This window comes from Streptomyces sp. NPDC048270, assembly GCF_040652335.1.
GTDB lineage: Bacteria > Actinomycetota > Actinomycetes > Streptomycetales > Streptomycetaceae > Streptomyces.
Genome location: NZ_JBEZLV010000003.1, coordinates 268,541 through 282,435 on the forward strand (window position 1 = coordinate 268,541; position 13,895 = coordinate 282,435).

7 protein-coding genes are annotated in these 13,895 nt (G+C 71.8%); 3 read left to right on the forward strand and 4 right to left on the reverse strand.

Going from position 1 to position 13,895, the window contains the following annotated elements; genetic code table 11:
- Window positions 1–168: 168 nt before the first annotated feature.
- Both treS and AB0D66_RS04520 read right to left on the reverse strand, forming a co-directional pair.
- A complete protein-coding gene (gene treS, locus AB0D66_RS04515; protein ID WP_361755134.1) occupies window positions 169–1,887 on the reverse strand; it encodes a maltose alpha-D-glucosyltransferase in 1,719 nt (572 codons plus the stop codon).
- Window positions 1,884–3,878, reverse strand: coding sequence for an alpha-1,4-glucan--maltose-1-phosphate maltosyltransferase (locus AB0D66_RS04520; RefSeq protein WP_362296453.1), 1,995 nt, complete (start codon window positions 3,876–3,878; stop codon window positions 1,884–1,886). The genes treS and AB0D66_RS04520 overlap by 4 nt, the downstream gene beginning before the upstream one ends.
- Before the next feature lie 709 nt (window positions 3,879–4,587).
- On the opposite strand from AB0D66_RS04520, the gene glgP reads away from it, so the two are divergent.
- Window positions 4,588–7,224, forward strand: a complete 2,637-nt coding sequence (gene glgP / locus AB0D66_RS04525) for an alpha-glucan family phosphorylase (protein ID WP_362296456.1) — start codon at window positions 4,588–4,590, stop codon at window positions 7,222–7,224.
- Window positions 7,225–7,422: 198 nt separating this feature from the next.
- The gene (locus AB0D66_RS04530) at window positions 7,423–8,028 is read left to right on the forward strand and encodes a hypothetical protein (RefSeq protein ID WP_362296458.1); all 606 of its coding nucleotides are present in this window, start codon (window positions 7,423–7,425) and stop codon (window positions 8,026–8,028) included.
- 16 nt (window positions 8,029–8,044) lie between these two features.
- On the opposite strand, the gene AB0D66_RS04535 is transcribed toward AB0D66_RS04530, so the two are convergent.
- Both AB0D66_RS04535 and AB0D66_RS04540 read right to left on the reverse strand, forming a co-directional pair.
- Window positions 8,045–9,535 (reverse strand): nitronate monooxygenase, encoded by a 1,491-nt coding sequence (locus AB0D66_RS04535; RefSeq protein ID WP_362296461.1) that lies wholly within the window; start codon window positions 9,533–9,535, stop codon window positions 8,045–8,047.
- A gap of 229 nt (window positions 9,536–9,764) precedes the next feature.
- On the reverse strand, window positions 9,765–12,032 hold the full coding sequence (locus AB0D66_RS04540; protein ID WP_362296465.1) for a M4 family metallopeptidase: 2,268 nt from the start codon (window positions 12,030–12,032) through the stop codon (window positions 9,765–9,767).
- 381 nt (window positions 12,033–12,413) lie between these two features.
- On the opposite strand from AB0D66_RS04540, the gene AB0D66_RS04545 reads away from it, so the two are divergent.
- Window positions 12,414–13,889, forward strand: coding sequence for a sugar transferase (locus AB0D66_RS04545; RefSeq protein WP_362296468.1), 1,476 nt, complete (start codon window positions 12,414–12,416; stop codon window positions 13,887–13,889).
- Window positions 13,890–13,895 lie beyond the last annotated feature (6 nt).

A 13,895-nucleotide genomic window follows, 5' to 3' on the forward strand; every position in this document is an offset into this window, starting at 1 on the left:
GGCGTCGCGTCCTTTCCCCGGGCCGTCACAGAATGCGCAGAGTGTCCCGGATGTGCGGCAGTTGCTTCTCCGGTATGTGCGAGTGTCGGGTCAGGATGATCCGTACAGGGGCGGGCGATTGACCCATTCGCGTGCTGCCCGCCCCGTACCCGGCGTGCTGGACGTGCCCTAGTCGGCGCGCTGCTCGCCGCGTTGCTCGGCGCGCAGCCGGAACCAGTAGAAGCCGTGTCCCGCCAGGGTCAGCAGGTACGGCCACTCACCGATCGGCGGGAAGCGCACATCACCCGTGAGCTCCACCGGGACCCGCCCGTTGAACGACCGCAGATCCAGCTCGGTGGGCTGCGCGAAGCGCGAGAAGTTGTGCACGCACAGCACCAGGTCGTCCCCGAACTCACGCAGGAACGCGAGGACGGCCGGGTTGGACGAGGGCAGTTCGGTGTACGAGCCGAGTCCGAAGGCGGGGTTCGCCTTGCGGACCTCGATCAGCCGCCGGGTCCAGTGCAACAGGGACGAGGGCGATGCCATCGCGGCCTCGACACTGGTGACCTGGTACCCGTAGACCGGGTCCATGATGACCGGCAGGTTCAGCCTGCCCGGATCGCACGAGGAGAAACCGGCGTTGCGGTCGGGAGTCCACTGCATCGGCGTGCGGACGCCGTCGCGGTCGCCGAGCCAGATGTTGTCGCCCATGCCGATCTCGTCGCCGTAGTAGAGCACCGGCGAGCCCGGCAGCGACAGCAGCAGGGCGGTGAACAGCTCCATCTGGTTGCGGTCGTTGTCCAGGAGCGGGGCGAGGCGGCGCCGGATGCCGATGTTGGCCCGCATCCGCGGGTCCTTGGCGTACTCGGCGTACATGTAGTCGCGCTCTTCGTCGGTGACCATCTCGAGGGTCAGCTCGTCGTGGTTGCGCAGGAAGATGCCCCACTGGCAGCGGTCCGGGATCGCCGGGGTCTTGGCCAGGATCTCGGAGACCGGGTAGCGGGACTCTCTTCGTACGGCCATGAAGATGCGCGGCATGACGGGGAAGTGGAAGGCCATGTGGCACTCGTCCCCGCCCTTCGCGAAGTCCCCGAAGTAGTCGACCACGTCCTCGGGCCACTGGTTGGCCTCGGCGAGCAGCACCGTGTCGGGGTAGTGCGCGTCGATCTCCTCCCGGACCCGCTTGAGCAGCCGGTGGGTGCGGGGCAGGTTCTCGCAGTTGGTGCCCTCCTCGGCGAAGAGGTACGGCACGGCGTCCAGCCGGAAGCCGTCGATGCCGAGGTCCAGCCAGAAACGCAGGGCGGAGAGCACCTCCTCGACGACGGCCGGGTTCTCGTAGTTCAGGTCCGGCTGGTGCGAGAAGAAGCGGTGCCAGTAGTACTGCTTGCGTACGGGGTCGTACGTCCAGTTCGAGGTCTCGGTGTCGATGAAGATGATGCGGGCGTCCTGGTACTGCTTGTCGTTGTCCGCCCACATGTAGTAGTCGCCGTACGGCCCGTCCGGGTCCTTGCGGGACTGCTGGAACCACTCGTGCTGGTCGCTGGTGTGGTTCATGACGAAGTCGATGATCACCCGCATGCCGCGCTGGTGCGCCGCATCCACGAACTCGACGAAGTCGGCGAGGTCGCCGAACTCGGGGAGCACGGAGGTGTAGTCGGAGACGTCGTAGCCGCCGTCGCGCAGCGGCGAGGCGAAGAACGGCGGAAGCCAGAGGCAGTCGACGCCGAGCCACTGCAGGTAGTCCAGCTTGGCGGTGAGCCCCCTGAGGTCCCCCACGCCGTCGCCGTTGCTGTCGTGGAAGGAGCGGACCAGGACCTCGTAGAAGACGGCCCGCTTGAACCAGTCGGGGTCGCGGTCCTTGGCGGGGGTGTCCTCGAACGTGTCGTGGACGGGATCGTTGATCATCATGTGGTGGGTGACCCTCCGGTGGGCGGGGACGGTCGCAGAGCGGCAAGCACGTGCGCGGGCGTGCGGCCCGGCTCTAGGCGCACGTAGTTCGCCCTGCCCCAGTGATAGGTCTCGCCGGTGAGCTCGTCGCGCACCGCGAGGGACCCGTGCCAGTCGAGGCCGAGTACCGGCATGTCCAACGAGACCGTCGCCTCCTGGGTGTGGTGCGGATCGAGGTTGACGACCACCAGTACGGAATTGGCGCCGGCGTGCTTCGAATAGGCGATCACCTGTTCGTTGTCGGTCGAGTGGAAGTGGATGTCGCGCAGCTGCTGGAGGGCCGGATTGCGCCGGCGCATCCGGTTCAGCGCGGTGATCAGCGGGGCGATGGTGCGGCCCTCGCGGTCCGCCGCCGCCCAGTCGCGCGGCCGGAACTCGTACTTCTCGGAGTTCAGGTACTCCTCGCTGCCCTCCCGCACCGGGGTGTTCTCGCAGAGCTCGTACCCGGCGTAGACCCCCCAGGCGGGGGACAGGGTGGCGGCGAGCACCGCGCGCACCTCGAAGGCGGGCCGGCCGCCCCGCTGCAGGTACTCGTGGAGGATGTCCGGGGTGTTGACGAAGAAGTTCGGCCGCATGACGGAGGCCGACCGGGTGCCGGCGAGCTCGGTCAGGTACTCGGTGAGCTCGGCCTTGGTGTTGCGCCAGGTGAAGTACGTGTAGGACTGCTGGAAGCCGACGGCGGCCAGGGCGCGCATCATCGCCGGGCGGGTGAAGGCCTCGGCCAGGAAGATGACGTCCGGGTCGGACGTGTTGATGTCCGCGATCACCTTCTGCCAGAAGGACACGGGCTTGGTGTGCGGGTTGTCCACCCGGAAGATGCGCACGCCGTGGTCCATCCAGTACCGCAGGATCCGGCAGGTCTCCTCGACGATCCCGGCCATGTCCGCGTCGAAGTGGATCGGGTAGATGTCCTGGTACTTCTTCGGCGGGTTCTCCGCGTACGCGATCGTCCCGTCGGCGCGGTGGCGGAACCACTGCGGGTTCTTCTCCACCCACGGGTGGTCGGGGGAGCACTGGAGGGCGAAGTCCAGGGCGATCTCCAGGCCCAGCTCGCGGGCGCGGGCGACGAAGGCGTCGAAGTCCTCGATGGTCCCGAGGTCGGGGTGGACCGCGTCGTGGCCGCCCTCGGTGGAACCGATGGCCCACGGCACGCCGGGGTCCCAACTCCCGGCCGAGAGGGTGTTGTTCGGACCCTTGCGGTAGGTGGACCCGATCGGGTGGATCGGCGGCAGGTACACCACGTCGAAGCCCATCGCGGCGATCGCCGGCAGCCGCTCGGCGGCGGTCCGGAAGGTCCCGCTGACCGGCACCCCGCCCGGCTCGACGACGGCCCCCTCGGACCGGGGGAACATCTCGTACCAGGAGCCGAAGAGGGCCCGCTTGCGCTCGACCAGCAGCGGCAGCGGCTTGGCGGCGGTGACCAGCTCGCGCAGCGGCTTCTTCGCGAGCGCGGCGTCCACGGCGGGGTCGAGGGCGGCCGCGTACCGCTCGGCGACCTCCCGGTCCTCGTCCCGCATGGCCTCGGCGGCAGCCAGCACCGTGCCGCGGCCGTCCCGCTTGGGGATCTTGGCGGCGGCGCGGGCGTAGAGCTCGGCGCCTTCGAGGAGGGTGAGGCCGGTGTCGATTCCGGCGGGGATCTTGATCGCGGCGTGGGCCCGCCAGGTGGCCACCGGGTCGCTCCACGCCTCGACGGTGTACGTCCACCTCCCCTCGGCCTCGGCGGAGATCCGCGCCCCCCACCGGTCGGTGCCGGGGGCGAGCTCGCGCATCGGCACGGGGGGCCGCAGCCGCCCGTTCGGATCGCGGAGCACGACGTGCGCGTTGACCGCGTCGTGTCCCTCGCGGAACACGGTTGCGGAGATCTCGAAGACTTCGTCCACGACCGCCTTGGCGGGTCTGGCGCCGCAGTCGACGGCGGGGCGGACGTCCAGCACGGGAATGCGACCGATCATGATGGGATCACCTGGGGGCAGTTCGCAGGGCTCGGTGAGAACAGGCCAGCCGGTATCGCGGCTGGTAGTGCACGCTCTGTTCGCTCTGTTTCTAGCCGCTCGGTGGACGGCTGGGCTGCGGGCATGGCCGCTCCTGTCCGCGTTCACTCGGGTGGCGGGAGAGGTTGGGGGCGGGTGCGCCGTGCGTGTACCACGTGTACCCGGTGAGCCCTGCCCACTCTCTCCCCGCGCAATCCGCGCCCTTGGTTAACTACTCGTACGTAGTGGCACGCCCGATACCAAGCCCCGGGTCGACATCCATCCGGGCTCCGTCAAGTCGCGCAGGACTACCTGATGTGGCGACACCCATCACGAGCCCCACCTGTCACCCGGTCCTCTCCGGGACTCTCAGGTCACAGGGTCATACCTTGACGAAACGGGCAGGCAGCGAATGCCCCCGTACGGATGTGCGGGTACCGGGGGCCGCCGAAGTTGGCCGGTCTCGTGCGGCCGGAATCTCGGGGAGCGTCCAGAACGGACACCCGGAATCCCAAGGAGTGGGACGGACCGGACGGGTCACACGGCGCGGCACCCGGCCCGGCCGCCCGGCGGCGGCCCAGGGCGCCATGGTCCTCGGGGCGGGGGCGGCGCTAGCCTTCCGGGGGTGATGCGCGGATGCACAGCGTGGTGCGGCCGCCCCGATCCGCAATCCCCTGCGAAGGTGGAACGTGTGAAGGCTATCCGTCGATTCACCGTGCGCCCCGTCCTTCCCGAGACCCTGCTGCCACTCACCGACCTCGCGCGCAATCTGCGCTGGTCGTGGCACGCCGAGACCCGCGAACTCTTCCAATCCGTCGACCCCGAGGGCTGGCAGGCCGCCGGCGGCGATCCCGTCCGGCTGCTCGGCGCCGTGTCCGCCGCCCGGCTCGCGGAACTCGCCGGCGACCGCCGCTTCCTGCGGCGCCTCGCCGTCGTCGCCGCCGACCTCGATGACTACGTGAACGGCGGGAGGTGGTACCAGAGCCAGGAGAGCGGTGCGGAACTGCCCGCCGGCATCGCCTATTTCTCACCCGAGTTCGGCATCACCGCCGCCCTGCCCCAGTACTCCGGCGGCCTCGGCATCCTCGCCGGGGACCACCTGAAGGCCGCCAGCGACCTGGGCGTCCCGCTCATCGGCGTGGGACTGCTCTACCGCCACGGCTACTTCCGCCAGTCGCTCTCGCGCGACGGCTGGCAGCAGGAGCACTATCCCGTCCTCGACCCCAACGAACTCCCGCTCGCCCTGCTCCGCCAGGACGACGGCTCCCCGGCCCGCGTCGGCCTGACCCTCCCCGGCGGACGCGCCCTGCACGCGCACATCTGGCAGGCCCGCGTCGGCCGCGTACCGCTGCTGCTCCTGGACTCCGACGTCGAGGACAACGACGCCCCGGCCCGCGAGGTGACCGACCGGCTCTACGGCGGCGGCAGCGACCACCGGCTGCTCCAGGAGATGCTGCTCGGGATCGGCGGGGTCCGCGCCGTGCGCACCTACTGCGCGATCACCGGGCATCCCGACCCCGAGGTGTTCCACACCAACGAGGGGCACGCCGGCTTCCTGGGGCTGGAGCGCATAAGGGAACTGGAGAGGGAGCAGGGGCTCGGCTTCGACGCCGCCGTCGAGGCGGTGCGGGCCGGGACCGTGTTCACCACGCACACCCCCGTCCCGGCCGGCATCGACCGCTTCGAGCGGGCCCTGGTGGCCCGGCACTTCGGCGAGGGCGGGGAACTGGCCGGCGTCCCCGTCGAGCGGATCCTGGAGCTCGGCGCGGAGAACTACCCCGGCGGCGACCCCGGCGTGTTCAACATGGCCGTGATGGGACTGCGCCTGGCGCAGCGCGCCAACGGCGTGTCCACCCTGCACGGCGCGGTCAGCCGGGAGATGTTCGCCGGGCTGTGGCCGGGCTTCGACCCCTCCGACGTGCCCATCACCTCCGTCACCAACGGGGTGCACGCCCCCACCTGGGTGGCCCCGGAGGTCGTCCGGCTGGGCGCCCGCCAGATCGGCGCCGGGCGGACGGAGGACGCGCTGTCCGTCGGCGGCTCGACGCGCTGGGACGCCGTCGCCGACATTCCGGACCAGGACGTGTGGGACCTGCGCCGGGTGCTGCGCGAGCAGCTGGTCCAGGAGGTACGCGACCGGCTGCGGGCCTCCTGGCGCCAGCGCGGGGCCGCCGACGCCGAACTGGGCTGGGTGGACTCCGTCCTCGACCCGGACGTGCTCACCATCGGCTTCGCCCGGCGGGTGCCCTCCTACAAGCGGCTCACGCTGATGCTGCGGGACCCGGAACGGCTGCGCAGGCTGCTGCTCGACCCCGACCGGCCCGTGCAGATCGTGGTCGCGGGCAAGGCGCACCCGGCGGACGACGGCGGCAAGCGGCTCGTACAGGAACTGGTGCGGTTCTCGGACGACCCGCGCGTGCGCCACCGGATCGTCTTCCTGCCCGACTACGGCATGGCCATGGCGCAGAAGCTCTACCCGGGCTGCGACGTCTGGCTGAACAACCCGCTGCGGCCGCTGGAGGCCTGTGGCACCAGCGGGATGAAGGCCGCCCTGAACGGCTGCCTCAACCTGTCCGTGCTGGACGGGTGGTGGGACGAGTGGTTCGAGCCGGACTTCGGCTGGGCCATCCCCACGGCCGACGGGCTCGGGACGGACGAGGAGCGGCGCGACGACCTGGAGGCGAACGCCCTCTACGAGCTGATCGAGGGCCGGGTCGCACCCCGGTTCTACGACCGGGTCGGGCGCACCGGGCTCCCGGTGCGGTGGATCGAGATGGTCCGGCGCACGCTGGTCTCGCTCGGGCCCAAGGTGCTCGCCGGGCGGATGGTGCGCGAGTACGTGGAACGCCTCTACGCCCCGGCCGCACGCGCCCACCGCGCCCTCGGCCCCGACGCGGCGCGGGACCTCGCCTGGTGGAAGGGCCGGGTCCGGGCGGCCTGGCCGAGGGTCGGCGTCGAGCACGTCGAGGCCCTCGCCGCGGCCCCGGTCAACGGCACGGCCGAGCTGGGCGCCACCCTCACGCTGCGTGTGCAGGTGTCGCTGGACGCGCTGCTGCCGGAGGACGTGGAGGTCCAGGCCTTCGCCGGGCGGGTGGACCCGCAGGACGTGATCCGGGACGGGCGGACCTTCCCGCTCAAGCCGGCCGCCGGGCCGGACCTGGAGGGGCGCTGGGTGTACGAGGGCCCGCTCGCCCTCGACCGCACGGGTGCCTTCGGCTACACGGTCCGCATCCTGCCGGCGCATCCGCTGCTGGCGAGCCCGGCGGAACTGGGGCTGGTCGCAGCCCCGGTGGACACGGACGCGGGAGGCGGCGTACTCCTGCGCTGACGCTGCACCGCGGTGCGGGGGCGGGCGGCGGTTCCATGCCGTCCGCCCCCGCGCAAGCGCGGCGGGCCTCCCGGGTGAACCTCCGAGCCGCCTGGCCTGTCGATCGTTTTTGCGTACTCGTCCGCTTCTACGCTGCCCGGGGATGGCACCGGACGCCACCGGCCCCTGCCTCCGCGGACCCGAGGAACGGACTTCCCCATGCGTCTTCGCACCACCGCCGCCGTGTTCGCCGGCGCTCTCGCGCTCGCCCTGCCCACCGCCGGCCCGGCGCTCGCCGACGACGAGGGCGGCCGCGGGCTCGGCACGCTGCACTACCGGTTCATCGAGGAGGACGGGGGCGAGCGCCGCGCGCAGATCCGCCCCGCGGACAACGACACCTGCTACCTGCTGACGCACACCTCCAGCAGTGAGCCCGCGATCGACGTGGTGAACCAGACGCGGTCGCGGGCCCACCTCTACGACAACCGGGGCTGCTCCGGCAGGGCGGAGCGGATCCTGGAGCCGGGCCAGCGGGCGCGGAACGTGGAGGTCATCGCGGTCTTCTTCCGGCCGGCCGACGGCCGGGGCGATGGCGACGGCGGCGACGGCCGTGAGGACCACGGTCGCGGCGACCAGGGGGGCCAGGGCGACCAGGGCCGCGGTGAGCAGGGCGGTCAGGGTGGCGCCGGTGAGGACGGCGGCGGCGACTGGGACCAGGGCGGCCGCGGCGAGACCGGCCGCGAGGACGGCTCCGCCGACACCGGCGAGCGGGCCGCCGGAGCCGGAGGGGACCTGTTCAGCGAGATCTTCCGCTCGGTCGGCTGACCGAGCGGCCCGTCCTTCAGCGGCCCCGCACCGCGGAGCCCGCCCCGGCGGCCAGCCACCGCACCACGTCCGCCGCGGTGTAGGGCCGGGCGGCCGGGGAGAGCGCCCGCAGGAACGACAGGTCCTTGCCGATCGTCACGAGCGGGGGCTCCACCCGTCCGCCCGGCCGCCGCTGCGCGAGGCCGATCGTGGCCAGCAGGCCGTTGCACAGGCACTGCCGGCCCCGCGCGTCGGCCGGGTCCCCGCCCTTGCGGACGTACGCCGCCATCGGCTCCGCGGCGCACCGGTAGGCCAGTCCGCGGGAGCCCCGTACCGGCGTGCGCAGGAAGCCCAGGTCGCAGACCCGGCGCCGGGCCGCGGCCACCTCGGGCTCCGAGACCGTCCCGGGCAGCTCGGCCACCTTGAAGGGGAACGCCGTCGGCGAGGCCTCCGGGTCGTTGCGGACGGTGAGGGTGCCCTCGTGGGCCCGGGCGCGCAGTTCCTCGCGCAGGTGGGGGGCCATCCCGGACTCCTCGCACAGGGCGAACGCGCTGCCGATCTGCACCCCGGCCGCCCCCGCGGCCCGGGCCGCGGCCACCCGCTGCGGGCCGGCCTGCCCGCCCGCGAGCCAGAACGGCAGCCCGAGCGCCGCCATCCTGGCGAGGTCCGGATCGTCGCGCGGGCCGTACACCGGCTCGCCGTCCTCGTCGAGCTTCACGGGTCCGCGCGGCGGCGCGCTGTGGCCGCCGGCCCCGCTGGTCTCGATCACGAACCCGTCGGGGCGGGTCGCCTCGTCCCGGGCCAGGTAGGCGGCCAGGACCGGCAGCGACACGATGGCCAGCACCTCCGGGCGGCGCAGCGGGCCGGGCACCCGCCCGGCGAGCAGGGCGGCCGGGTCGAAGGGGTGCTCGAGCGGCTGCTCGTCGCCCTCCACGCCGACCCGGGTCACGCAGGGTTCGTACCGCGCCAGCCGTGAGGCGAGGGCCGGGATCTGACCGGGGACTCCCGCGCCCACGAGCACGTGGTCGACGCCTGCCAGGATCGCGCCGAACATCGCGGGGGCGGTGGCCAGCTGGATCTTCTCCAGGTAGTTGACGCCGACGAGGCCATCGTGTCCCTCCTTCGCGAGCCAGACCTCGGCGAAGTTGCCGAGGACGGTGAGGATCTCGGCCGGGGACCCGCCGGTCGCGCGCAGCCGGGGGGTGCTCCGCATGGGGACGCCCTCGTCGAGGCCCTCCGGGCGGAAGTAGCGGTCCAGGGCGTCCTGCGCCAGCTCGGGGAAGGGGAAGGCGGCCAGCGCGCGCCGGGCGTGTCCGCCCGGGTCGCCGGTCTGCAGGACACGGGCCAGTACGACGTCCAGGGCGGTGCCGGAGACCACGCCGAGCTGGCCCTCCCGGGACACGGCCCGGGCCAGCCGCCAGCCGGAGACGCCGACGCCCATGCCGCCCTGGATCAGCCAGGGGCGCCGCGCGGCGGGAGCGGGCGGGGAGGTCCGCGCGGTCGGGGCGGTCGAAGGGGGCTGCGGCATGGGGCACGTCCGTCGTCGCTGGGTCACCCGAACCTACGGTTGCGTAGGTTCGCTGCTCCCAGTCTCTCCGCGCGGGGGCCCGCGGACCGGCGCCGAAGGTCCCCGGCCCGGGGGCAGGTGGTCCCGGCGGGGCACGGTCCAATGGAACAGGGCCGCCCGGGGAGGTCTTCTCCCGGGCGGCCCCGTGGTCATGCGGGTTCAGCAGGCGCTCACATCACCCCGGTGGGGGTCAGAAGGTGAGCTTCCAGCTGTTGATGTAGCCGGTGTCCAGGCTGGCGGCGTCCCTGACGCGCAGCTTCCAGGTGCCGTTGGCGGCCTCGGAGGAGGCGTTCACGGTGAAGGACTGGACGATGTTGTCCGCGCTGCCGCCGGAGCGGTTGCGCAGGTTGTAGACGCTGCCGTCGGGGGCGACGAGGTCGACGACCAGGTCACCGACGTAGGTGTGGACGATGTTCACGTCCACCTTCAGCGTGCTCGGGGCGTTGCCCGTGCGGGTCACCGCGATCGGGGACTCGACCGTGGCGTTGTCGGCGATCTGGTAGTCGTTCGTGTTCTCGAAGACGTTCTGCTGGCCGGTGCCGACGGTCCAGGTGAAGGACGCCGTACCGGTCTTGCTCTGCGAGTCGGTCACGGTGACGGTCACGTTGGACGTGCCCGCCGTGGTGGCCGTGCCCGAGATCAGGCCGGTGGAGGAGTTGATCGACAGGCCGGCCGGCAGGCCGGACGCCGCGTAGCTCAGCGCACCCGGGTTCGTGCTGGTGGCCTGGACCTGCAGGCTGACAGCGGTGTTGATCTGGGTGGTCTGGTTGGCGATCGGGCTGACCGTCACGCCGCTGACGATGCGGGGTCCGACGGCGACGCCGGCCCAGGCGTTGGCGACGTTGTTGTAGATCGTGGAGCCCTGGCCGTAGAGGTCGGCGGCGGCCTTCAGCGTCTGCACGCGGGCGTCGGCGTAGTTGGTGTTCGACTTGAAGTAGCCGACCGTCAGCGCGCGGAACCAGATCTTCGAGGCGGCGTCGCGGCCGATCGCGGTGACGGGCAGGCCGTCCGCGGTGGGCGAGTCGTAGCTCACGCCGTTGACGACCTTGGCGCCCGAGCCCTCGGAGGCCAGGTAGTACCAGTGGTTCGCCGGGCCCGAGGAGTAGTGGACGTCGATCGAGCCGATGCCCGAGTACCAGCTGTCCTTGGACGAGCCGTCCTTGCTGGGCTTGTCCATGTAGCGCAGCGGGGTGCCGTTGCCGCGGATGTCGATCTTCTCGCCGACCAGGTAGTCGCCGACGTCCTGCGGGTTGTTGGCGTAGAACTCGACGGCCGCCGCCATGATGTCGGAGGTCGCCTCGTTCAGGCCGCCGGGCTCACCGCTGTACGTCATGTTGCCGGTGACCGAGGTGAGGCCGTGGGTCATCTCGTGCGCGGCCACGTCGGTTGAGGTGAGCGGCTTGGCGTTGCCGTCACCGTCGCCGTAGGTCATGCAGAAGCAGGAGTCCTGCCAGAACGCGTTCACGTAGTTGTTGCCGTAGTGGACGCGCGTGTACGGGGAGACCCCGTCGTTGCGCAGGCCGTTGCGGCCGTGCACGTTCTTGTAGTAGTCCCACGTCACCTGCGCGCCGTAGTGGGCGTCGGCGGCGGCCGTCTCCAGGTTGGCCGGCAGGCCGTTGCCCCAGATGTCGTCCGGGCCCGAGAAGAGCGTCCCGGTGCCGGAGGTCCCCCGGTTGAGGTTGTAGGTCTTGTGGTTGCCGCGGCCCGCGTCGGTCAGGTTGTAGGTGCTGCCCGACTGCGAGGTCCCCAGGGTCACCTGGCCGCTGTACATGGTGTTGCCGGTGCCGGTCTCGACGGCCTGCCACTCGGTGATCTTGGCGCCGGTCTTGGCGTTGGTCACCACGTGGAGCTCGTTCGGCGTGCCGTCGTGCTGGAGGCCCCCGACGACGGTCTCGAACGCGAGGACCGGAACGCCCTCGGCCGCCCAGATCACCTTGCGGGCGCTCTTGGAGGGCTTCGCCTCCTTGGAGCCCTCGGCGTTCGCGGCGGAGACCGCCTGGCTCTCCGCGGCCGCCGGGGTCACCGAGGCGGTGGTGTCGGCGACCTTGATCTCGTGCTGGGTGGCCTTGGTCACGCTCTTGGTCACGCCGCCCTTGGCGTGGACCGTCAGGTCGCCGCCGAGGACGGGCAGACCGTCGTAGGTCCGCTCGTAGGTGGTGTGCGTGGTGCCGTCCGCATCCTGGACGACATCGCGGACCACCAGCTTCTCGCCGCTGCCGAGGCCGAGAGCCTTGGCCGCCTGCACGGTGGTCGAGTTCGCCTCGGCGAGGAGCGTCGCACGCTCCGAAGCGCTGAGTACGCGGTTGGCCGCGCCCGGGTTGGGCTGGGCGGCCGTGCGGGCCTCTGACGCGGTGGCGTCGGCGGTGGCGGTGCCGGTCTGTATGCCTACGGCGAGCAGGGCTGCCGCGGCTACGAGCGCGCCGGCCGCGGTGGCTCGCTTTTGGGGGGTGGACCTCAACGCAGACTCCTTCTGCAAGGGGGGTTCCGGACGGCTGGGTGGGCCTCCGGGCAGAACAGGGCTGGTGCGATGAACGGTCGAAGAGTGCCAGTTGCCCGCCACAATGTCAGGAGCGCGTCAAAAGGTTGGCCGGAAACGGTTCGTTCTCCGATGAGACGTATCCGGTATCCGAACCATTCACCTTTGCGTGCGAAGGGGGGCTCCGATATTCGGAACGGCTGATACCGGTTGCTAACACTTGAGCAACAAGAGGTTGGGTTGCCCCAATCGGCATTTACCGTACGGGTGTTTGTCGTACTGTTTCCCGGTGCGACAGTCGTCCGTTGCCCGGGGAAGCCGTGGACGCTCGCCGCTGCCATAGACCACGTGCCAGGGGGGCCCATGAGGCATGTCCATTTTCCGGCGCAAAGAGTGGCCAGCTCGGCCCTTGGGTCGGCCGTGCCCGCACGGCGCCTCGGTGACAAGGCCCGCTGGTACCTGCCCGCCGCCGTGAGCGCCGACTTCCTCGGCGCCGCCGTGCCCGTCGGGCTGGTCTTCTCCGCTGCGCAGCAGGTCCGGCCCTTCTCCTGCGCGCTGGCCGCCGCGGTGGCGTGGACCGGCGTGCAGGCGCTGCGCCGGCGGTACTCGGCCCGGGCGCTCGGGGAGTCCCGCGGGGTGCTGCCCGTGGTGCACGACTGGCTGATTCTGATCGGCGTGCTGGCCGTGGCCCGCGTGGTGACCGACGAGGCCACGCCCCGGCTGTCCGCTCTCGGCGCCCTGCTGCCCGCCCTGCTGATCACCGTAGCCTGCCACAAGCTGACCTACCGCCACCTCTCGGCGGCCCGCCGCGAGGCCCAGGCCGTCAGCCGGGTCCTGGTGGTGGGCGAGCCCGACGCCGCCGAGGACGTCATCGGACACCTGGCCGCGCGCACCGACCACCCATACGTGGTCGTCGGCGTGGTCCCGGTCGGCGCCGGAGCCCTCACCAGCGGGGTGCCGGTCGCGGCCCGCCTCGACACGGGGATGCCGCAGGCGCCGAACGGCGACTCCGCCGCCGTGCTCGGCGCCGTCCGCAGCCACAACGCCGACCTGGTGCTGGTGGCCCCCGGCGCCCGGATCGCGGGGGAGCGGCTGCGCCGGATCGCCTGGGCCCTGCACGACGCCGGACTGGAACTCGCGGTCTTCCCCGGTCTGGTGGAGGTCTCCGTCAAGCGGCTGGAGACCCTCTCCGCGGGCGGGCTCGCCGTGCTGCGGGTCGCGCCGCCGGTCAGCCGGGGCGTGCAGACCCTGCTGAAGTCCGCCCTGGACCGGGTGGGTGCGGCCGCGGGGCTGCTGCTGCTCTCCCCGTTCTTCCTCGGCATCGTCCTGGCGATACGTTTCGGCTCGCGCGGCCCCGCCTTCTACCGGCAGCGGCGCATCGGCCGCGACGGGGTCCCGTTCGTCATGTGGAAGTTCCGCACCATGGTGGTGGACGCCGACGCCCGCAAGGCGGAGCTGGCCGGGCACAACGAGAACGACGGCCTGATGTTCAAGATGCGCCGCGACCCCCGGGTGACCCGGGTGGGCCGGCTGCTGCGCCGCACCTCCATGGACGAGCTGCCGCAGCTGGTCAACGTCCTGACCGGAGAAATGTCGCTGGTCGGCCCGCGCCCGCCGCTGCCGGAGGAGGTGGCGAAGTACGACGAGGTCGAACTGCGCCGGCTCACCGTGCGCCCCGGGATGACGGGGCTGTGGCAGATCAGCGGGCGGTCCGACCTGTCCTGGGATGAAACGATTCAGCTTGATCTGCAGTACGTCGACAACTGGTCCTTCACCAGTGACGTCGACGTGATGGGCCGCACGCTCCGCGCCGTCGTCGACGGCCGCGGAGCGTACTGAGGGGCC